Origin of the sequence: Massilia oculi, from assembly GCF_017582745.1 — a bacterium.
GTDB classification, from domain to species: Bacteria; Pseudomonadota; Gammaproteobacteria; order Burkholderiales; family Burkholderiaceae_D; genus Telluria; species Telluria oculi_A.
This window is the reverse complement of record NZ_JAFVIM010000007.1, coordinates 158,181-177,797: the sequence shown is the minus strand read 5'-3', so window position 1 is coordinate 177,797 and position 19,617 is coordinate 158,181. Positions and strand designations below refer to the sequence as shown.

The 19,617-nt window shown below is 66.4% G+C and carries 17 protein-coding genes; 11 read left to right on the top strand and 6 right to left on the bottom strand.

Going from position 1 to position 19,617, the window contains the following annotated elements; all coding sequences use genetic code 11:
• The 3 genes from J3U95_RS11025 (at position 1) to J3U95_RS11015 (ending at position 3,376) form a co-directional block, all read left to right on the top strand.
• Positions 1 to 1,017, top strand: a complete 1,017-nt coding sequence (locus tag J3U95_RS11025; RefSeq protein ID WP_208278646.1) for an L-threonylcarbamoyladenylate synthase — start codon at positions 1 to 3, stop codon at positions 1,015 to 1,017.
• Positions 1,018 to 1,276: 259 nt separating this feature from the next.
• Positions 1,277 to 2,638 (top strand): SGNH/GDSL hydrolase family protein, encoded by a 1,362-nt coding sequence (locus J3U95_RS11020; RefSeq protein WP_208278645.1) that lies wholly within the window; start codon positions 1,277 to 1,279, stop codon positions 2,636 to 2,638.
• A 54-nt stretch (positions 2,639 to 2,692) separates the two neighbouring features.
• Positions 2,693 to 3,376 (top strand): OmpW/AlkL family protein, encoded by a 684-nt coding sequence (locus tag J3U95_RS11015; protein ID WP_208278644.1) that lies wholly within the window; start codon positions 2,693 to 2,695, stop codon positions 3,374 to 3,376.
• An 84-nt stretch (positions 3,377 to 3,460) separates the two neighbouring features.
• Here J3U95_RS11015 and J3U95_RS11010 read toward each other — a convergent pair whose 3' ends face one another.
• The gene (locus J3U95_RS11010; protein WP_229519766.1) at positions 3,461 to 5,548 is read right to left on the bottom strand and encodes a putative bifunctional diguanylate cyclase/phosphodiesterase; all 2,088 of its coding nucleotides are present in this window, start codon (positions 5,546 to 5,548) and stop codon (positions 3,461 to 3,463) included.
• A gap of 253 nt (positions 5,549 to 5,801) precedes the next feature.
• On the opposite strand from J3U95_RS11010, the gene J3U95_RS11005 reads away from it, so the two are divergent.
• The 3 genes from J3U95_RS11005 to J3U95_RS10995 all read left to right on the top strand — a co-directional run bounded on the left by J3U95_RS11005 (position 5,802) and on the right by J3U95_RS10995 (position 9,096).
• A complete protein-coding gene (locus J3U95_RS11005) occupies positions 5,802 to 8,123 on the top strand; it encodes a carbohydrate binding family 9 domain-containing protein (RefSeq protein WP_229519765.1) in 2,322 nt (773 codons plus the stop codon).
• Between the two features lie 125 nt (positions 8,124 to 8,248).
• On the top strand, positions 8,249 to 8,713 hold the full coding sequence (locus tag J3U95_RS11000) for a nuclear transport factor 2 family protein (RefSeq protein ID WP_208278642.1): 465 nt from the start codon (positions 8,249 to 8,251) through the stop codon (positions 8,711 to 8,713).
• 35 nt (positions 8,714 to 8,748) lie between these two features.
• A complete protein-coding gene (locus J3U95_RS10995) occupies positions 8,749 to 9,096 on the top strand; it encodes a hypothetical protein (RefSeq protein WP_123069214.1) in 348 nt (115 codons plus the stop codon).
• Positions 9,097 to 9,161: 65 nt separating this feature from the next.
• Here J3U95_RS10995 and J3U95_RS10990 read toward each other — a convergent pair whose 3' ends face one another.
• The gene (locus J3U95_RS10990; RefSeq protein WP_208278641.1) at positions 9,162 to 11,120 is read right to left on the bottom strand and encodes a phosphatase PAP2 family protein; all 1,959 of its coding nucleotides are present in this window, start codon (positions 11,118 to 11,120) and stop codon (positions 9,162 to 9,164) included.
• A 103-nt stretch (positions 11,121 to 11,223) separates the two neighbouring features.
• On the opposite strand from J3U95_RS10990, the gene J3U95_RS10985 reads away from it, so the two are divergent.
• The gene (locus J3U95_RS10985) at positions 11,224 to 12,072 is read left to right on the top strand and encodes an oxygenase MpaB family protein (protein ID WP_208278640.1); all 849 of its coding nucleotides are present in this window, start codon (positions 11,224 to 11,226) and stop codon (positions 12,070 to 12,072) included.
• Here the strand turns inward: J3U95_RS10985 and J3U95_RS10980 are convergent, their stop codons facing one another.
• Both J3U95_RS10980 and J3U95_RS10975 read right to left on the bottom strand, forming a co-directional pair.
• Positions 12,073 to 13,266, bottom strand: a complete 1,194-nt coding sequence (locus J3U95_RS10980) for an acyl-CoA dehydrogenase (protein WP_208278639.1) — start codon at positions 13,264 to 13,266, stop codon at positions 12,073 to 12,075.
• 107 nt (positions 13,267 to 13,373) lie between these two features.
• The gene (locus J3U95_RS10975) at positions 13,374 to 13,886 is read right to left on the bottom strand and encodes a flavin reductase family protein (RefSeq protein ID WP_208278638.1); all 513 of its coding nucleotides are present in this window, start codon (positions 13,884 to 13,886) and stop codon (positions 13,374 to 13,376) included.
• A gap of 145 nt (positions 13,887 to 14,031) precedes the next feature.
• Between J3U95_RS10975 and msrA the strand changes: the two genes are divergently transcribed.
• A complete protein-coding gene (gene msrA / locus J3U95_RS10970; RefSeq protein WP_208278637.1) occupies positions 14,032 to 14,574 on the top strand; it encodes a peptide-methionine (S)-S-oxide reductase MsrA in 543 nt (180 codons plus the stop codon).
• 3 nt (positions 14,575 to 14,577) lie between these two features.
• Here msrA and J3U95_RS10965 read toward each other — a convergent pair whose 3' ends face one another.
• The gene (locus tag J3U95_RS10965; RefSeq protein WP_208278636.1) at positions 14,578 to 15,813 is read right to left on the bottom strand and encodes a class I SAM-dependent methyltransferase; all 1,236 of its coding nucleotides are present in this window, start codon (positions 15,811 to 15,813) and stop codon (positions 14,578 to 14,580) included.
• Between the two features lie 48 nt (positions 15,814 to 15,861).
• A complete protein-coding gene (pdxH, locus tag J3U95_RS10960) occupies positions 15,862 to 17,070 on the bottom strand; it encodes a pyridoxamine 5'-phosphate oxidase (protein WP_208278635.1) in 1,209 nt (402 codons plus the stop codon).
• 110 nt (positions 17,071 to 17,180) lie between these two features.
• Here pdxH and tcdA point away from each other — a divergent pair, with 110 nt between their 5' ends.
• From tcdA to cysK, 3 genes are read left to right on the top strand one after another with little or no spacing between them, the layout of a single operon-like run.
• Positions 17,181 to 18,071 (top strand): tRNA cyclic N6-threonylcarbamoyladenosine(37) synthase TcdA, encoded by an 891-nt coding sequence (gene tcdA / locus J3U95_RS10955; RefSeq protein WP_208278634.1) that lies wholly within the window; start codon positions 17,181 to 17,183, stop codon positions 18,069 to 18,071.
• 43 nt (positions 18,072 to 18,114) lie between these two features.
• A complete protein-coding gene (locus J3U95_RS10950; RefSeq protein ID WP_208278633.1) occupies positions 18,115 to 18,648 on the top strand; it encodes an FKBP-type peptidyl-prolyl cis-trans isomerase in 534 nt (177 codons plus the stop codon).
• A gap of 32 nt (positions 18,649 to 18,680) precedes the next feature.
• Positions 18,681 to 19,613 (top strand): cysteine synthase A, encoded by a 933-nt coding sequence (gene cysK, locus J3U95_RS10945; RefSeq protein WP_208278632.1) that lies wholly within the window; start codon positions 18,681 to 18,683, stop codon positions 19,611 to 19,613.
• The last annotated feature ends 4 nt before the right edge of the window (positions 19,614 to 19,617 follow it).

The following is a 19,617-nucleotide window of genomic DNA, read 5'->3' as shown; positions in this document are numbered from 1 at the left end:
ATGGACCAGCAGCAGATCGACCTGGCCGCCCGCGCCCTCGAGGCCGGCCAGCTGGTCGCCTTCCCGACCGAGACCGTGTATGGCCTGGGCGCCGACGCCGAGAATCCGGCGGCGGTGGCCGCCATCTACGCCGCCAAGGGCCGCCCGCAAGACCATCCGGTGATCGTGCACCTCGCGCCGGAGGCGCCGCTCGACTACTGGGCCTGCGACATCCCGCCGCAGGCGCAAGCGCTGGCGGCCGCCTTCTGGCCAGGCCCGCTCACCATGATCCTCAAGCGCGCCCCGAACATCCCGGACGCCGTCAGCGGCGGCCAGGACACGGTCGGCCTGCGCTGCCCCGCGCACCCGGTAGCGCTGGCGCTGCTGCGCGCGTTCAAGGGCGGGAATGGCGGGATCGCCGCGCCGTCGGCGAATAAATTCGGCCACGTCAGCCCGACCCTGGCCGAGCACGTGCAGCAGGAATTCGGGAGCGATGGCAGCGTGGCCATGGTGCTCGATGGCGGCCCCTCGCAGGTGGGCATCGAATCGACCATCGTCGACTTGTCGCGCCTGGACACGCACGGCCCGGTACTGCTGCGTCCAGGCCAGATCGGTGCCGAGGCGATCGCCGCCGTGATCGACCAGGTGCCGGCCGCGCCGGACGCCGCGGCGCCGCGCGCCTCGGGCACGCTCGAATCGCATTACGCGCCACACACGCCGGTGGCGATGCAGGAGCACGCAACCCTGCTCGACACCCTGGCCGCGCTGCACGGCGCCGGCCGCAAGGTGGCCCTGATCCACATGAACGACATGCCGGCCACCCACGCCGCACTGCGCCTGCCGGCCGCGCCCGGCGGCTTCGCCCACGCGCTGTACGCCGCGCTGCGCGCGATGGACGGGCAGGGGGCCGACGTGATCCTGGTCGAGGCGCCGCCGCAGGGTGGCGACTGGCTGGGCGTCAATGATCGCCTGCGCCGTGCCGCCCACGGTTCAACGGGCATCGTGCACGGTTTGCTCAACAGCCAAACAAAAATTTAATTTATATCAATAAGGCGAATGACGAAGCTCAAACGCTCCGCGTTTCGAGCTCGTCTGTTACAAACGCGTCTCTTTCTGTCGGGAAAACGGTGGTTATAATCCCATCCCTCGGGCTTACCCATCTCTTTTGATAGGTGTGGTAGCCAAATGCCAACGTGCAATGGAATTTGCTATACAAGCGGTTTCAACGCTGGCATAGTTATCACGATACGAATAGCACGGGCGTTCGTTTCAAAATAATTTCTATCCAGGAGACACAATGCGTCACACCAAATTCGCGCTGGCCGCTCTGACGGCCGCGCTCCTGACCGCATGCGGCGGCGGCACCAGCCCGGCCGGCGGCGACCAGACCACCAAGCTCACCTTCACCAATATGGTGTCGTTCGGCGACAGCCTGTCGGACGTGGGCACCTACCGTGTCGGCGCCGTTGCGGCGGCCGGCGGCGGCAAGTTCACCATCAATGGCGACAGCACTGCCAAGAACGTTGACCTGACTGGCAAGATCTGGCTCGACTTCATGGCCGCCCAGCTCAAGCTGCCGGCCCCGTGCGCCGCCCAGACCGGCCTGCAGGGCGATGCCTCGCTCGGCTTCAACGTGCCGATCGTGAACCACCCGAATTGCTTCAACTATGCGCAAGGCGGTTCGCGCGTGATCAACCCGATCGGCCCGGGCAATGCCGCCACCGGCTCGCCGATCGGCGAAATGACCACCCCGATGGTCACCCAGATCGCGAATCACTTGGCCAAGACCGGCAACAAGTTCACCGGCACCGAACTGGTGACTGTGCTGTCGGGCGGTAACGACGTGCTGATGCAGCTGGCCGCCGTGACCAATGCCGGCACCGCCGCCGGCGCACAAGCCTTCGCCACCGCCCTGGCCACCCGCCTCGCGGCCGGCGCGACCAACCCGCAAGCCGCGGCGCAAGCCATCGGCGTGGCGATCGCCACCGAGAATGCACGTCCGGGCAAGACCGACCAGACCGTGGTGCAGGCAGCGGTGCGCGCCGCCGCGATGCAGCCGGGTAACCAGGCGGTCGCACAGCCGGCCGTGTATGGCCCGATCGTGGCCGCCGCCCAGGCCGACGGCACCGCTGCCGGCAATACCGCGGCCGGCGCCTACGCCACCGCCAACGCGACCGCCATGGTCACCGCGCTCGGCACCGCCGGCGCCCAGATGGCTGGCCTGGTCAAGAACGAACTGCTGGCCAAGGGCGCCAAGTACGTCATCGTCGCCAACCTGCCGGACGTCGCCAGCACCCCGACCGCCAAGTCGCGTCCCGTCGCGATTCAGCAACTGGTGACCGCCATGGTCAACGCCTTCAATACCCAGCTGAAAGCCGGCCTGGGCGCCGACGATGCGCGCGTGCTGTACACCGACCTGTACACCGTCAGCAACGACCAGGTGAAGAACCCCGGCCCATACGGCCTGACCAACACCAGCGCCCCGGCCTGCGCCGAAAATGCACTGGGCACGACCTCGCTGATCTGCACCGCGAACAACACGGTCGCAGGTGATGTGAGCCGCTACATGTTCGCCGACGGGATCCACCCGACCCCGTTCGAGAACGACCTCATCGCCCGCTACGTCTTCAAGGACATGGCAATCAAGGGCTGGCTGTAAGCAGCGGCGGGCCTGCCCTGGCGGCGGGCCCTCACACACATATCAGGAGATAGCATGAAAGTTCGTTTCAACAGCATGATCAAGGTGCTGGGTGTGGCTGCCGGGCTGGCATTCGCGTCCGGCGCATACGCGCAATCGGCCGGCCAGATCACGGCCAAGATCGGTTTCAACCGCTTGATGCCGAAGGTCGAGAGCGGCGACATCACCGCACCGGCGCTGCCGGGCACCAAGGCCGACGTCGGCAACGACATGCAGCCGGTGCTGATCCTGTCGTACAGCCTGACCGACAATATCTCGGTCGAAGGCGCGCTCGGGACGCCGTACAAGCACAGCATCTACGGCGCCGGCGCGATCGCGGGCACCGGCAAGCTGGGCGAGGTCGAGGCGCTGCCGCCGACCGCCTTCGTGCAATACCGCTTCGGCGCGCCGACATCAAGCTTCCGTCCCTTCATCGGCGTCGGCCCGACCTATGCCTACTTCATGAAGGAACGCGGTTCGGGCAAGATGACCGCGATCACCAATCCGGGCAGCGACGTGCCGACCACCTTCAAGATCGACAACAAGCTGACCTATAGCGCGCAAGTCGGCGTGGCGATGAACTTCGACGAGCGCTGGTTCGCCGACGCCACCGTCATCAAGACCCGCCTGCGCACCGACGTGCACTTCTCGACCGGCCAGACCCAGTTCATGAAACTGGATCCGGTGGCGATCGTGCTGGCGGTGGGTGACAAGTTCTAAGCGAAGTTCTAAGCGTTCTTCGTTAGCTTCAACACGTCGTCCCCGCCTTCGCGGGGACGACGTTTTTACGTCTGTGGTGCAAGTTCAATGCACCCCACGCGCGTACTGCGTGAAGTGCTCGGCGCTGAGCGCGCTCTGGTAGAGAAACCCCTGGTAGAGATAGCAGCCGGCATCCGACAGGAACTGCCGCTGCCCCGGCGTCTCGACCCCTTCGGCAATCACCTGCAATCCAAGGCTGTCGCCCAGCGCGATGATGGAGCGCACGATCGAGGCGTCGTTCTGGTCGGTCAGCACGTCGCGCATGAAGGAGTGGTCGATCTTGAGCTGGTCGAGCGGCAGCTTGCGCAGGTAGGCCAGCGATGAATATCCGGTGCCGAAGTCGTCCAGCGAAAAACTCAGGCCGCGCCGCTTGAGCGTGGCCATGGTGTGCGCGGTCTGGACGAAGTCGGTGATGACCAGGCTTTCGGTCAGCTCGAGTTTCAGGCTGGATGGCTGCACCCCGCTGTGCACGAAGATCGCCTGCAGCATGGGCACGAAATCCGGCTGGTTGAACTGGCGCGCACTGACGTTGACCGACAGCGTCAGGCCGGCCGTCTCGGGCGAGCGCTGCCAGCGCGCCAGCTCGGCGCAGGCGGTGCGCAGCACCCATTTGCCGATCTCGACGATGATCCCGCTCTCCTCGGCGGCGCGGATGAACTCGGCCGGATAGAGCACCCGGCCATTGGGCAGGCGCCAGCGCAGCAGCGCCTCGGCTCCGAGCACCCGGCCCGAGCGGTCGAGCTGGGGCTGGTAGTGCAGCATGAACTCGTCATGCTGCAGCGCGCGCCGCAGGCTGCCTTCGAGCTCGGCGCGCGCCGACCAGGCGGCTTGCACTGCCGGATCGTGGAAGCGGAAGGTGTTGCGGCCCGCGGCCTTGGCCTGGTACATCGCGGCGTCGGCCTGGCGCAAGGTCGATTCCACCGTGTCGTGGACGCCGCACAGCGTGACCACGCCGATGCTGACCGACACCGAGTAATTCAGGTCGCCCAGCTGGAACGGCGTGGCCAGGGCCGCCACGACCTTGGCGGCGACGATTTCGGCCTGGTTCGCGGCCAGTTCGCGCGCGTCCTCCACCGGCTGGATCAGCACCACGAACTCGTCGCCCCCCAGGCGCGCCACCATGTCGGCCTCGCGCACGCAGTGCTCAAGACGGCGCGCCACCGCTTGCAGCAGCTGGTCGCCGGCGGCGTGGCCCTGGCTGTCGTTGAGGAATTTGAAGTTGTCGAGGTCGCAGAACATCAGCGCCCCCCATTTGCGCGTGCGCGTGCTCGTGAGCAGGGCGCGGCGCAGGTGGTCGAGCAGGTTGGCGCGGTTGGGCAGGTCGGTCAGGTGGTCGAAGAAGGCCAGGTGGAAGATCCTGGCCTCGTTGATCTTGCGTTCGCTGATGTCGGTGCCGATCACCAGGATCTTCTGGCAGGCGCCAAGGGTGTCGTCCGGGCCCAGCAGGGTCCAGCTGGTATCGGTGTCGATCGTCGTGCCGTCGCGCCGGATATGGGCCAGCTCGCCCGCCCACTCGCCCGACTCGAGCGTCTGCCTGAAGGCGGCCTCGTACAGCGCGGGCTTGTCGCACAGCAGGTCGCAGAAGCGCTTGCCCACCGCCTCTTGCGCGCTCCAGCCATACAGGCGCTCGGCGCCGTGGTTCCAGTAGCTGATGACGGAATGCATGTCCATCGCGATGATCGCGTCCCGCGCCCGTTGCAGGAACGAGGCTTGTTCCTGCATCTTGAGGTCGGCCTTCTTCAGGCGCGTGAAGTCGGACATGAAGCCTTCCAGCATGCCGGGCGCGCCGCCCGACAGGTTGAGCGAGCCCTGTTCGCAGATCCAGCGTACGTCGCCGCTCGCGGTGCGGATCCGGTAGGTCACCTGGTAGGCGCGGCCCTGGGCCAGCGCCAGGGCGACCGCACCGTCCACCAGGACGCGGTCTTCGGGAAGAATGATGGAGCCGAATGGCAGGCCGGGCCGCGCGGTGAAGGCGGCCGGCGAGTAGCCGGTCAGCTTTTCGACACCCTCGCTGATGAATTCGATGGTCCAGTCGCGGTCGTTATGACAGCGGAAGACTGCGCCCGGCAAATTACTCAGCAGCAGGTCGAGCGACAGGGCGCCCGATTGTTCGGGCAGGGACGGGTCAAGCATGGGCTGCGTCGTACTCATCTGCGCACTCATTTGTTCTCACGCTCAAGAAGTAGAGACTGGCACGATCTTCATGCGTCGTGCATCGATGGTAGCGTAAATATCCATGCACACAGAGTGGACCTGAGGCTGATAGCGCTAAAGATTGTCAAATGAGAACGCCATACCACGGAATGTGACATGTTCAACAATCACTTTCACACTCGCAACCCAAGATGCATGGAATGCCGGCTGTATTTTCTTTTTAACAACCTGCATGCTAGACTGCCCGGCCCCCATCCCGAGCGATCCCTTTGACGTGACCCTGCGCCGACTTGTTGTCCTGTTTGCCGCCTTCCTTGGCGCCGGCGCCGCGCATGCTTCCGGCGACCGCGACGGCTTGCGCGCGCTGCGCATCGGCGCGCCCGAGGCGCCGGCCATCGACGGCGTGCTCGACGAGGCGGTCTGGCAGCGCGCGCCCTTGTACGACGATTTCCACAAGCATTTGCCGCGCGACGGGCAACCCGCCCCAGGGAGCTTGCGCACCACGGTGCAGTTGCTGGTCGACGATGGCGCGCTGGTGTTCGGCATCCGCGCCTGGGATCCGGCGCCCGAGCGGCGCCGCGGCCAGCTGGCGCGACGCGACAAGGTCGGCCCCGACCAGGACTTCATCGGTATCTGGATCGACCCGGCCGGCCATGGCCGCTCGGCCCAGTTCGTGCGCATCAATACCCTGGGCGTGGTCAGCGACGGCATGCACCGCGCCGACGACGACGAATCCGACCTGGGTCCGGACTTCCCGGTCGAGACCGCCGTCAAGATCCTGCCCGACGGCTACAGCATGGAAGTGCGCTGGCCGCTGTCGAACCTGCGTTTCCCGTATGCGGACGGACGCAACTGGCGCATGATGGTCGAGCGCAGCGTCCCGCACGCGCAAGGAGCCTTGCTGGTGACGGCGCCGTTCCGGATCGACGCACTGAGCCACCTGAGCTTCCTGCAGGAGATCGCGGGCATGGACTCCACCGTGGAAGCGGTGCGCGACCGCGGCTTCGTCGAGCTGCGTCCCGAGCTGACGGTGCGCAGCGAGCGCGCGGCGACGCCTGGCCAGCGGATGCGCGGCTCGCAGGCCGAGCTGGGCCTGGAAATCAATGCGCGCCCGCGCGCCGACTGGGTGTTCAACGCCACCATCAACCCGGATTTCTCGCAGGTCGAGATCGACGAGCCGGTGTCGCAGGGCGCCAGCAACGTGGCGCTCAGCCTGCCCGAGAAGCGCGGCTTCTTCCTGGAGAGCGCCGACGTGCTGGGCCTGCCGTTACCAAGCTTCTATTCGCGCACCGTGAACGATCCCGAATACGGCTTGCGCGCGACCTGGCGCGGCGCGCACATGGACGCCACCGCGATGAGTCTGCGCGACGAGCCGGGCGGCCTGGTGCTGCGCGGGCGTCCCTATGAAACGCTGGAATATGCGCAGACCCGGCGCACGATGGCCAGCCTGGCGCGTGCGCGCTGGCACCAGGACGGCCTGCTGCTGGGCGCCTTCGCCTCGCAGCGCGACTACCACCGCTTCGGCAGCAACGAGGTGCTGGGCCTCGATGCGCAATGGCGCGGCGAGACCGACGGCGGCGTCCAGCACCAGCTGTCCGGCGTGGTGATGGCCTCGCGCACGACCGCCGGCTTCACGGAGGATGACTTGCCGGCGCAGGTGGATGGACGCTCCGGCGGCTACCTGTGGGGCAAGTACCTGCACAAGACCGCACGCTGGTGGCACGAGGCCGAGGTGGAGGCGATCGCGCCGGGCTTCGTGAACGACAACGGCTTCGTGCCGCAGGCCGGCATCGCCCGCATCACGGGATCGATGAACCGCATCCTGGGTCCGCAATCCCTGGGCTCATTGGAACTGTACGAATTCGAGACCTATCTGATCGTGCACGAGATGCGCACGCTGGCCGACGACGTCAGCGGCCAGCGTGGCGGCGAGACGGTCGAGAGGAAGCTCCGTCCCGGCGTGTGGATGGCGGCGCCGCTGCAGACCGGCCTGTGGTTCGAACTGGGATTCGACCGCCAGCGCGCCGGGCCGGGCGGGCGCCTGCACGATACCCGGGTCGTCAACTTCGGCGTCGAGACCACGCCGGCGCCGTGGATCTCGAAGATCGCGGCGGAGGTCGCGCTGGGGCGCCAGCTCGACGTCGATGCCGACCGCGTGGGACCGGGCGGGAACGTGATCCTGGACGTGGGGCTGCGCTTTCCCTTGCGGCGCGGCTGGTCGCTCGAACTGGACCACCACGTGAACCGGGCCTGGGTGCAGGGCACGCTGGGCCAGCCCGCGTTTTCCGACACCGCCTGGCGCTGGCTGGCGATGCTGCATTTCAGCTCGCGCGATTCGCTGCGCCTGCTGGCCCAGAACACCTGGGCCGCGCGGCGCGACGACGGCGTGACCCAGCTGGAGGCATGGAACGACCGCCAGATCCACCGTTCGCTGCTGTATCGCTACCAGTGGCGGGTGGGGCGGACGGTGTCGTTCGGCATCGTCGACGACAAGCTGCCGCTGGTGGATGAGCGCAGCAGGTCGTTGACCTTCAAGCTGCAGTGGGAAGTCTAGGCGCCCATCCGTTCATACCGCCACGCCGCCATTCGACCCGGCGCCTCGTCGTTTCGTCCGATTGCATGAGCAAGCCGCCGGCAGCGCTGGCATAGTGCCGTGCATTCGATCACGAGGAGCGAAGCATGGACAAGGGATTGCTGGCGGCATGCCTGATGGCGGCAAGCGCCATGGCCTGGGGCGCCGATGACGGCCAGGACCGGGCGCGCCTGGCGGCGGAGGTCACGGCCGCCGACGCGCGCCTGTTCGGCGGCATCAATGCGCGCGACATCGGCCCGATGAAGGAAGGTTTCAGCCGGCGTCTCGAGTTCTACCACGACCGCAGCGGCCTCACCGGCTACGACGACAACATCGCCGCCTTCGAGAAGATGTTCAAGGCGCCGAACCGGGTCCGGCGCGAGGTCATGCCGGAGACCGTGGAGGTCTTCCCGTCCGGGCCGGATCACGCCATGCACATCGGCAAGCACCGCTTCTGCAACAAGCCGTCGGCCAGCGAGCCCGAAGGCTGCAGCGTCTATCGCTTCTCGATGGTGTGGGCGCGCGAGGACGGCGCCTGGAGGCTGCTGCGCGTGCTCAGCTACGATCACTGACGCCGCGCCGTGCGCGCCGGTGATATGCTGGCGCCATGACTACCGATTCCGATATTGAACTGTCCGGCGCCTTCCAGGCCAAGGATGGGCAAGGCCGTACCCTCGACGTGAAGAACATCACCATCTTCGACGAGGGCTACGGGATTATTGACGTGTACGTGAAGTTCGCGGCCAAGCTCGAACCGGGCGCCTACAAGGACACGGTCCTGGTGCGCCAGCTCGTCGACCGCCTGCGCGCGGTCGGCTACAAGGGGCCCGACTTCGGCCACAGCGATCCGGGGCTGCAGGAGAGCCGCCTGATCGTGCTCGAAGCGCCCGAGGAATTCGCGGCCTTCGCCAAGAGCCGCGGCTGGAAGAACCTGGCCGAAGACTTCGACGAATAAGCCAGACTGAAAAGGGCCGGGATCGCTCCCGGCCCTTTCTACATCGGCGTCATGCGCTCATCTCATCATGCGCCCAGGCGCAGTTCCAGCCCGGTCGCGGTATAGGTCGGGGTGACCGTGTAGCCCTCGACGGTAATGGTCTCGAACTTGCCTTTCAGGCTGCCCGCCGTGATGACTTTGAGCGTCGCGCCAGCTGCCGGCTTGTAGCCGTTCTGGAACACGATGCGCAGCGTGCCGCCGCCGATCGCCACCGCGCCGCTGACGCTCAGGTGGCCGTGGGTCACCGCGCCGACGCGCATTTCCAGCGTGGCGCCCTTGAGCTGGGTGTACTGCTTGGCCAGGGCCAGCGTGCCCGCCGTATTGTTCACCACCGTGGCGCCACTGGCGACGTATACATCGCCGGTGCCGAAGGCCGTCATCGACAGGGCTTCGAGCGTGCCGCCTTCGACCTGGGCGCCGCCGGTCCAGCTGTTCTTGCCGCCCAGCTTCAGGGCGCCGCTGCCTTGCTTGACCAGCTTGCCGCTGCCCGAAATGTCGTTGCGCCAGCGGTCGACGGCGTTGAAGCCGCCCTTGCTCGCGTCCATGTTCACCACCACGTTGCCGGTGAAGGCGGCGTAGCCGTCGCCGGCGGCAAACAGATTAAGGCGGCCCCAGCCTTCAGGATCGTCCAGCACCGGATAGCCCGAAGGGATCGCGGTCGTCTTGAGCACCACGCGGCGCTGCGCCTCGCTCAGGTAGGGCAGGCGGGTTTCCAGCATCACCTCGGCGCCTTTCGGCACGACGGCCGGCGCGGTGGTCGAGCCGATCTGCGGCAGGCCATAAGTCATGCGGCGCAGGTAATTGGCTTTGCTGGTCGCATAGTCGGCGAAGCGGTCGTTGGCCGGCGTACCCGAGGTGGCATAAGTAGCGAAGGTGGTGGCCGTGGTGTCGGTCAGCTTCATCAGCGTGGACTGGGCCTGGGCGCGGGCGGCGGCGCGGGTGGTGGCGCCGGCGGCGATCAGGTTGGCGGCGGCGACGGCTTGTGCCTGCACGCGGCCGCTGATCACGTCCAGCGGCGAGTGCATGCCGGCCAGGATGCGGCTTTCTCCCAGTTCCAGGCCGCGGCCGACCAGTTCCTGGAAGCGTTCCGGCACCACGTAGGCCATGGCGACGGCGTTGCGGGTCGCCTCGGCCGAGTGGCCGCTGGTGAAGCCGCCGTCGGTGCCCGGCGTGGAACTCTTGGCTGGTTCCAGCTGCGGCACCACCTGCACCGCGCTGCTCCAGCGGTAGGGGCGCGCGTATTTGTAGAAGCGCTTGGCCGGCTCGGTCGAGCCGTTGGCGCCCATCGCGTTGACCAGGTCGATCACCTTGCCGAACTCGGGATTGGCGTCGCCGCCGACGCCGTTGTTGTTGCCGCCGTCTTCGTACTTGACGCTGACGGCGTCCTGCGGCATGTCGTTGATGGTGGTGGTCTGGCGCGACGCGCTGCGCCAGGCAGTGGTCAGCGGACCCATGCCGCTCGCGGTGCTGTAGCCCTTGCCGCGGCGGTCGTCCAGGTAGGCCAGCAGCGTCTGCTCGGGCGTGCGGCTGGCGGTGGCCTTGACCACGTAATCGATGTTGGCGTTGTGGACTTGCGCATTGAGGATCGTGCCCCCTGGCGTGCCGTCGTTCGGCAAGCCGGTCCAGCTGGAGGCGACGACGGCGGGGAAGCCGTCGGCCGCAGGGGCGGTCTGGCCGGCGTCGACGATCTCTGTGAGCGGCTTCCAGATGTCGAGCATGCCTCCCAGCACGCGCACGCCGGCATTCGTGGCCAGGGTGGCATAGCGGGCGTCGCCGCGCTGGTTGGTGGCGGCGCTGTCCACGAAGGCCGTGACGGCCGGGACCGGCGCGGTATCGGCCGCGCCCTGGTCGGCCGGCGCCGGCGGGAGGACGACGACGACGTCGGCATCGTCATGGTGATCGGAACCGCCGCAGGCGCTCAGGGCGAGGACGGCGCCGATGGCGATGGCGAGCGGAAGGCGGCGTAGTGGACTGGCGTAATGCATTGGTCGAACCCTTCAATGAATTGTGAGACAGAAAAATTGAAGGGATGATATGAATATGCTGTGACGTCTTGATGACGGGCCACATTTTATGGGGAGAAGGACGATGTTGGGCGCAGTTCGGGAATTGATGCAGCCGCCTGCCGGCATGGCGTTCGACTTCAGCCAGCCGGCCGGCGAGCCGGCGCTGGCGCCGCACGACGGCATCTCCTGGCAGATCTTCGCCAACCCGGTCGCCCTGTTCGTGGGCGGGGTGACGGCGGTGCTGCTCGAACTGGCCGAACCGTCGGTGCGCTCCGGCGTGTGGGACCACAGCAGCTTTCAGCGCGACCCGGGCACGCGCCTGCGCCGTACCGGCTTCGCGGCGATGATGACCGTCTATGGCCCGCGTTCGGCCGCCGAAAAAATGATCGCGCACGTGGTGCGCATGCATGAGCGGGTCAAGGGCAGCACGCCCGACGGCGTCGCCTACCACGCCAACGATCCGCGCCTGCTTGACTGGGTGCAGGCGACCGCCTCGTTCGGGTTCACCGAGGCCTATCACCGCTACGTGCGGCCGCTATCCGATGCACAGAAGGATGCCGCCTTCGCCGAATCGCAGGCGGCCGCGTTCCTGTACGGCGCGCTTGGTGCCCCGCGTTCATGGAAGGAGTGGGAATCGATGCTCGCGAAGACCGCCCCAGGACTGGAAGGCTCCGATATCCTCGCGGATTTCATGCGGATCATGGGCGAGGCGCCCATCCTGCCGGCGCCCTTGCGGCCATTGCAGCGCTTGCTGGTGCGCGCCGCGGTGGAGATCACGCCCGAGCCGGTGCGCTCGCTGCCGCAGCTGCGCGGGCGCGGGCTGCGCTTCGGCGAAGGGGCGCTGGTGCGCGCGATGGCGCGCGGGTCGGTGCTGGTGCCGCTGGGCGACACGCCGCAGGCCCAGGCCGCGCGGCGCGTCGCCCCCCGGTGATCAAAACGCGGCGATGCCGGTCTGGGCGCGGCCCAGGATCAGGGCGTGGATGTCGTGCGTGCCTTCATAGGTGTTGACCACCTCGAGGTTGACCATGTGGCGGATGATGCCGAATTCGTCCGAGATGCCGTTACCGCCCAGCATGTCGCGCGCGACGCGGGCGATGTCCAGCGCCTTGCCGCACGAGTTGCGCTTCATGATCGAGGTGATCTCGACCGCCGCCGTGCCTTCGTCCTTCATGCGGCCCAGGCGCAGGCACCCCTGCAGGCCGAGGGTGATCTCGGTCTGCATGTCGGCCAGCTTCTTCTGCACCAGCTGGTTCGCCGCCAGGGGTTTGCCGAACTGGGTGCGGTCCATCGTGTACTGGCGCGCGGTGTGCCAGCAGTCTTCGGCCGCGCCCAGTGCGCCCCAGGCGATGCCGTAGCGCGCCGAGTTCAGGCAGGTGAACGGGCCCTTCAGGCCGCGCACGTCCGGGAAGGCGTTTTCTTCCGGGCAGAACACATTGTCCATGACGATCTCGCCGGTGACCGAGGCGCGCAGGCCGAACTTGCCGTGGATCGCCGGGGCGGACAGGCCTTTCCAGCCTTTCTCGAGCACGAAGCCGCGGATCGCGCCTTCGTCGTCCTTGGCCCACACCACGAACACGTCGGCAACCGGCGAGTTGGTGATCCACATCTTGCTGCCGGTCAGGCTGTAGCCGCCATCGACCTTGCGTGCGCGGGTGACCATCGAGGCCGGGTCCGAGCCGTGGTTGGGTTCGGTCAGGCCGAAGCAGCCGATCCATTCGCCGGTGGCCAGCTTCGGCAGGTATTTCTGGCGCGTTTCCTCATTGCCGAATTCGTAGATCGGCACCATCACCAGCGAGGATTGCACGCTCATCATCGAGCGGTAGCCGGAGTCGACGCGCTCGACTTCGCGCGCGATCAGGCCGTAGGCGACGTAGTTGAGGCCGGGGCCGCCGTACTGCTCGGGAATGGTCGGACCCAGCAGGCCCAGCTCGCCCATTTCGCGGAAGATCGAGACGTCCATGGTCTCGTGGCGGAAGGCCTCGAGGATGCGCGGCTGCAGCTTGTCCTGGCAGTAGGCGGCGGCCGCGTCGCGCACCATGCGCTCGTCGTCAGTCAGCTGGCTGTTCAGCAGCAGCGGGTCATCCCAGTGGAAAGAAGCTTTCTTGGACGAGTCGGTACGGGTCATCGCAAATCCTGTCTCTAAGTTCTAGTTCGGTAGGTGCCTTGAAAGGCGCGCCTGACCATTATAGAAACGTGCCGCCCACGCATCTTTTGAAACTGCGACAGGAATTTCTATTTTTGACCAGCCGTGCTGCCGAATTTGCCGCCGTGGAAGATCAGGGCCGACTGCGGATGGACCTGGCACTGCTCGACCTCGCCGACGAAGATGACGTGGTCGCCTTCAGGATAGCGGCTGCGGTTGTGGCATTCGAACCACGCCGACACGCCTTTCAGGATCGGCAGGCCGGTGCGCGACAGTTCGTACTCGACGCCCTCGAACGGGTTCTCGGTGCGGCGCGAGAAGCGCAGCGCCAGTTCTTCCTGGCCGGCGGACAGGACGTTGATGACATAGTGCGAGTTGCCGCTGAAGATCGGCAGGCTGTTGGCGCCGGCGCCCAGGCTCCACAAGACCAGCGGCGGATCGAGCGAGACCGAGTTGAAGGAACTGGCGGTCAGGCCACGGAAGCTGCCGTCGGCCAGGCGCGTGGTAATGACGGTCACGCCGGTCGCGAATTGCGACAGGGCGTGGCGGAAATGTGTTGTATCGAAGCCGCGTGTCGTGGCGCGGGCGGAAAGTGTATTCATGCGGTTCCTGAACGTTGGCGCTTATTATGCCATCGTCGGGGGAGTCCTTGCCGCGAGCGGGCCGCTATGCAGGCAGTTCAATGCAGAACGGTGCGCTTTGCGCTACATTAAAGGATATCTAATCTTACAAATGCCAAGGTGAACTATGAGTGAGCAAAAAGCAACCGAAGTGGCCATCCTGGGCGGCGGATGCTTCTGGTGCGTGGAAGCGGTTTACCTCGAGGCGCGCGGCATCACCCGCGTCGAATCCGGCTATATGGGCGGCCAGGTCGACTATCCGAGCTACGAGGCGGTGTGCAGCGGCACCACCGGCCACGCCGAGGTGGTGCGTCTGGAATTCGATCCTGCCGTGATCGGCTACCGCGACATCCTCGAGATCTTCTTCACCATCCACGATCCGACCACCCTGAACCGCCAGGGCAACGACGTCGGCACGCAGTATCGCTCGGTGATCTTCACCACCTCGCCCGAGCAGACCGAGATCGCGCACAAGGTGATCGGCGAGATGGGCCTGGTGTGGGATGCGCCGATCGTCACCGAGGTGAAGCCGCAGGAAACCTGGTACAAGGCCGAGGACTATCACCAGAACTACTTCGCCCAGCACCCGCTGCAGGGTTATTGCGCCTTCGTGGTGGCGCCGAAGGTGGCCAAGTTCCGCAAGACTTTTACGGACCGCCTGAAGGCTTGACGGTCAGGTATACATATATTTCCTCGACCAAGGCAGCTGCCCCACATCGCTCCCCGCCTTCCCGCACACGATCTGGTACAGGCTGATCCGGTCGTGGGCGAAGGCGTAGGCGCAGCCGGCCAGGTACACGTGCCAGATGCGGAAGCGTTTCGGGTCGGTCAGGGTGCGGATGTGGGCGGCATTGTTCTCGAAGTTGTCGGTCCAGAGCGCGCAGGTGTGCGCATAGTGGCGGCGCAGGTTTTCCACGTCGCGCACTTCCAGGCCGCCTTCCTGCATCGCCCGCACCACGGTCCCCAGGTGCGCCAGCTCTCCCTGCGGGAACACGTACTCGTCGATGAACTGACCGCCGCCGTAGGGCGTCGCGCCATTGTCGGCGTCGGTAGTGGTGATCCCGTGGTTCATCGCCACGCCGCCCGGGGCCAGCAGGCCGGCCACGCGCGCGAAATAATCCTTGAGGTGCTGCACGCCGACGTGCTCGAACATGCCGACGCTGGTGATGCGCTCGAAATGGCCGTCGACGTCGCGGTAGTCTTGAATCCGGATCTCGACTCGGTCCTGCAGCCCGGCCTTGATGACCCGTTCGCGCGCCAGCGCGGCCTGGTTCTCCGACAGCGTAATGCCCACGCAGCGTGCGCCGAATTTTTCGGCCGCGCGCAGCACCAGCGCGCCCCAGCCGCAGCCGATATCGAGCAGGGTCTGGCCGGGACGCAGGTCGATCTTGCGCAGGATGTGGTCGATCTTCTTGACCTGCGCGGTGGCCAGGTCTTCGTCGCCCCCCTCGAAGTAGGCGCAGGAATACACCATGCCGGGATCGAGCCAGGCGGCATAGAACTCGTTGGAGACGTCGTAGTGGTAGCGGATCGCGTCGCGGTCGGATTCGCGCGTGTGGTTTCTGCGCCAGCCCAGCGCGTCGGCCAGGCGGCCGCGCCTGGTATCGACTGTGGAGCCGCCTGCCGCGCCGGACGCCGCCAGCGCGTTGCCGACCGCGATGATGTCGGCCGCGCGGCCCATCACTTCGATTGCGCCTTCGACGTAGGCGCGGCCCAGGCTGTACAAGGAAGGGGAGCGCAGGTAGCGCAGCGCGGCGGGGCCGGGGATGCGGATGGTGACCCGCGGCGGATCGGGCGACAGGTCGATGCGTTCACCGTTCCACAGCTCAACGCGCAATGGCAGTGACAGTTGCGGCAACTTGCCGCGCAGGCCCGATTGCCAGGCCGACAGCTTGATCTGATCGAACACGGTCCACCCCTTCATGTAAAGGCGTAGCCGGCCGCGGCTCCTGGCCGGTTACGGTTGCAAACGCTGGCGCGTCCAGCTGCCGTCTTCCTGCCGCTCATAGACGATGCGGTCATGGAAGCGCGAACGCCGGCCTTGCCAGAATTCGATACGGTCGGGGATCAGGCGGTAGCCGCCCCAGTTGTCGGGACGCGCCGGATCCTCGCCGGCCCCCTGCGCCACGACGTCGTAGTTCTGTTCGAGCTGCGCACGGCTGGCGATCGGCGCGCTCTGGCGCGAGGCGATCGCCGACAGCCGGCTCTTGAGGGGACGGCTGCGGAAATAGCGGTCGCTCTCGTCCGGCGCAGTGCGCTCCACACGTCCTTCGATACGTACCTGGCGTTCGAGTTCGCTCCAGAAGAACAGTAATGCAGCGTAGCTGTTGTCGCGCAAATCCGCGCCCTTCTTGCTGTCGTAATTCGTGTACCACGAGAAACCGCGGGCATCGAACTGCTTGACCAGCACGATGCGCGAGCTCGGGCGGCCATTGGCGGCCACGGTGGACAGCGACATCGCATTCGGCTCGTTCACCTCGGCCTTCAGGGCCTGCTCGAACCAGGCCGTGAATTGCGCGATCGGATCGTCGCTCACGTCGGCTTCGTCGAGGCTGGCCTGGCCGTAGTCCTTGCGCAGGTCGGCCACCGCCTGGCCCAGGGCCGGCGACAGCGCGGCAGCCGATGCCACCGGCGCCGCGATGCCGCGGCGCAGTTGCATGGCCTGGCCCAGTTGCGCCATCTGCTCCGGCGAGAACAGGCGCATCGCCATCGGCGCCATGGTGCTTTCCTCGCGCTCCATATGGGCGGTATAGCTGGCCACGAAGCGCCGCACCGCGCTTTCAGACAGCACCGTGCTCGTGCCTTCGGCAATGGCGGTCAGCTGCTCGTGCAGGTCTTGCCACAGCGCATCCATATCCTTGTGGTCCTGCAGGATGGTGGGCGCCAGCGCCTGCAGGATGGCGGCGTCTTCTCCCTGCGCGGTGGCGCGCAGCATCGGGATCAGGTCTTGCTCCTCGTCGTCGTGGTGCAGGTGGGCCGCCTTCTCGAAGTAGCGCAGCACCGCGCCCGCCGCCTGGCGCGCCTGCTCGTCGGCGCCGTGCCGCGGCAGGTGTTCCAGCAGCTTTTCCAGCGTCGCGAGCTGCTTGCGGATGCGTCCGTGGCAGTGCTTGAGCACGGCGATCGGCTGGGTGAAATCGGGGGCGGCGTCGTGCAGGAGGGAGCTCATGGCGTTCCAGTAGCATTTTGGTGACACGCAAAATATTTGCTCATCACTATTTGGTTATCTAAGAGGTATTTTAGTGCAGATGCGAAAGGCGTGTCCGCTACAATATTGGGATGAACCAGATCAACACTCAGCTCTTTTCGGCAACGTTGGACGAAGAAGTCGACTTCGCGCGGCGCTTTGGCGGCATCGCTCGCCTCTACGGTGAGCGTGCACTCGAACGTTTTCGTTCGGCACACGTTTGCGTGATCGGCGTCGGCGGCGTCGGCTCGTGGGTGGTCGAGGCGCTGGCGCGCAGCGCGGTCGGCCGCCTGACCCTGATCGACCTCGACAATGTGGCGGAATCGAACATCAACCGCCAGATCCAGGCGCTGTCGTCGACCGTCGGCATGGCCAAGATCGAGGCGCTCAAGCAGCGCATCGCCCAGATCAATCCGTTCTGCCAGGTCACGCTGGTCGAGGATTTTATCGATCCCGAGAATATACCGGCAATGATCGGCGATAAGGATTTCGATTACGTGGTCGACGCCATCGACAGCGTGAAGCCGAAGGCGGCCCTGATCGCCTGGTGCAGCGCCAACAAGATGCCGCTGGTGGTGGTGGGCGGCGCGGGCGGCCAGATCGATCCGACCAAGGTCGAGATCCGCGACCTGGCCCGTACCGAGCAAGAACCGCTGCTCAAGAAAGTGCGCAAGATCCTGCGCGCACAATATGGTTTCTCGCGCGGCGAGAAGCAGAAATACCATATCGATGCCGTGTTCTCGATGGAACCGCTGCGTTACCCCGACGTTGGCGATGCCTGCGATGTCGACCCGAACAGCATCACCGGCCTGAACTGCGCCGGCTTCGGCTCGAGCATGGTGGTCACCGCTACCTTCGGCATGGTGACGGCCGGCCAGGTGCTGCGCCGGCTGGCCGAGGCGGCCAATGCGGAGGCTGCCGTGGAAGCCCAGGCTGTCCCGGCAGGGCAAACTGTGCAAGCCGAAGAGGCCTTGTTATCATAAGATTGTTGCAACCGTCCGGTTGCCTATTCTTGGAAGAGCACACATGATTCGTCGATCCGCATTCATTGCACTGCTGCTGGCCGCCGCAAGCGTCCAGGCGCAGGAAGGCGCGCAGGACGCCAGCAAACCGACCACCCAGCCGCCGCCGGACGTGCAGCAGTCGAGCACGCCGCCGGTCGCGCCGCCGGACAACCAGGTCCCGGCGCCGGTGGCCGAGGCGCCCGCGCCCCAGGTCGAGATCGTCGACCGCGTGGTCGGCACCGGCAAGGAAGCGACGCTGGGCAGCAATGTCGTGGTCAACTACACCGGCTGGTTCCACAAGCCGCTGGCGCGGCAGCAGCGCGGACGCAAGTTCGATTCCTCGCGCGACCCCGGCCGTGATCCGCTCGAGTTCCAGCTCGGCGCGGGCCGCGTGATCAAGGGTTGGGAGCAGGGCGTGGCCGGCATGAAGGTCGGCGGCAAGCGCACCCTGATCATCCCGAGCGCGCTGGCCTACGGCAAGCGCGGTGCGGGTGGTGGCATGATCCCGCCGGATTCCGACCTGATCTTCGACGTGGAACTGCTGGACGTCAAATAACGTCAACTTCATTCGACGGCAACGGGGGCGGCATGAGAATCGCGAACGATGTCACTGAACTGATTGGCAATACCCCGCTGGTGCGCATCCGCAAGCTGGCGCGGGGCAGCGGAGCCGACCTGGTCGGCAAGCTGGAATTCCACAATCCGGCGCACAGCGTCAAGGACCGCATTGGCCTGGCCATGATCGAGGCCGCCGAGGCGGCCGGTCTCATCAACCCGGACACCACCGTCGTCGAACCCACCAGCGGCAATACCGGCATCGCGCTGGCGATGGTGTGCGCGGCGCGCGGCTACCGCTGCAAGCTGGTGATGCCCGAGACCATGAGCAGCGAGCGGCGCATGCTGCTGCGCGCCTACGGCGCCGAGCTGGTGCTCACCCCCGGCAGCGAAGGCATGCTGGGCGCCATCCGGCGCGCCGAAGAGATCGTCGCGAACGACCCGCGCGCCTTCATGCCGCAGCAATTCAACAATCCCGCCAACCCCGAGGTGCACCGCCGCACCACGGCCGAGGAAATCTGGCGCGACACCGACGGCAAGATCGACATCCTGGTGGCGGGCGTGGGCACCGGTGGCACCATCACCGGCGTGAGCGAGTCTATCCGCGCGCGCCGGCCCGGCTTCCAGGCGATCGCCGTGGAGCCCGAGGCGTCGCCGATGCTGTCGAAGGGCACCAAGGGCCCGCACCCGATCCAGGGCATCGGCGCCGGCTTCGTGCCGCAGGTCTTGAATACCGCGTCCTACGACGAAGTGATCTGTGTGAAAAACGAGGATGCCTTCGAGACGGCGCGCGCCGCGGCGCGCGAGGAAGGGCTGCTGGTCGGCATCTCGTCGGGCGCGGCGCTGTGGGCCGCGATCGAGGTGGCGCGCCGTCCGGAGAACGCGGGCAAGCTGATCGTCGTCATCATTCCTTCGTTCGGCGAACGTTACCTCAGCACGGCCTTGTACGCCAACCTGGCGGGGTAGGTTT

Excerpts from the sequence above, each read along its gene's own strand:
- J3U95_RS11025 (WP_208278646.1), top strand. The coding sequence starts at position 1 with ATGGACCAGCAGCAGATCGACCTGGCCGCCCGCGCCCTCGAGGCCGGC.
- J3U95_RS11020 (WP_208278645.1), top strand. The coding sequence starts at position 1,277 with ATGCGTCACACCAAATTCGCGCTGGCCGCTCTGACGGCCGCGCTCCTG.
- J3U95_RS11015 (WP_208278644.1), top strand. The coding sequence starts at position 2,693 with ATGAAAGTTCGTTTCAACAGCATGATCAAGGTGCTGGGTGTGGCTGCC.
- J3U95_RS11010 (WP_229519766.1), bottom strand. The coding sequence starts at position 5,548 with ATGCTTGACCCGTCCCTGCCCGAACAATCGGGCGCCCTGTCGCTCGAC.
- J3U95_RS11005 (WP_229519765.1), top strand. The coding sequence starts at position 5,802 with ATGCTAGACTGCCCGGCCCCCATCCCGAGCGATCCCTTTGACGTGACC.
- J3U95_RS11000 (WP_208278642.1), top strand. The coding sequence starts at position 8,249 with ATGGACAAGGGATTGCTGGCGGCATGCCTGATGGCGGCAAGCGCCATG.
- J3U95_RS10995 (WP_123069214.1), top strand. The coding sequence starts at position 8,749 with ATGACTACCGATTCCGATATTGAACTGTCCGGCGCCTTCCAGGCCAAG.
- J3U95_RS10990 (WP_208278641.1), bottom strand. The coding sequence starts at position 11,120 with ATGCATTACGCCAGTCCACTACGCCGCCTTCCGCTCGCCATCGCCATC.
- J3U95_RS10985 (WP_208278640.1), top strand. The coding sequence starts at position 11,224 with ATGTTGGGCGCAGTTCGGGAATTGATGCAGCCGCCTGCCGGCATGGCG.
- J3U95_RS10980 (WP_208278639.1), bottom strand. The coding sequence starts at position 13,266 with ATGACCCGTACCGACTCGTCCAAGAAAGCTTCTTTCCACTGGGATGAC.
- J3U95_RS10975 (WP_208278638.1), bottom strand. The coding sequence starts at position 13,886 with ATGAATACACTTTCCGCCCGCGCCACGACACGCGGCTTCGATACAACA.
- msrA (WP_208278637.1), top strand. The coding sequence starts at position 14,032 with ATGAGTGAGCAAAAAGCAACCGAAGTGGCCATCCTGGGCGGCGGATGC.
- pdxH (WP_208278635.1), bottom strand. The coding sequence starts at position 17,070 with ATGAGCTCCCTCCTGCACGACGCCGCCCCCGATTTCACCCAGCCGATC.
- tcdA (WP_208278634.1), top strand. The coding sequence starts at position 17,181 with ATGAACCAGATCAACACTCAGCTCTTTTCGGCAACGTTGGACGAAGAA.
- J3U95_RS10950 (WP_208278633.1), top strand. The coding sequence starts at position 18,115 with ATGATTCGTCGATCCGCATTCATTGCACTGCTGCTGGCCGCCGCAAGC.
- cysK (WP_208278632.1), top strand. The coding sequence starts at position 18,681 with ATGAGAATCGCGAACGATGTCACTGAACTGATTGGCAATACCCCGCTG.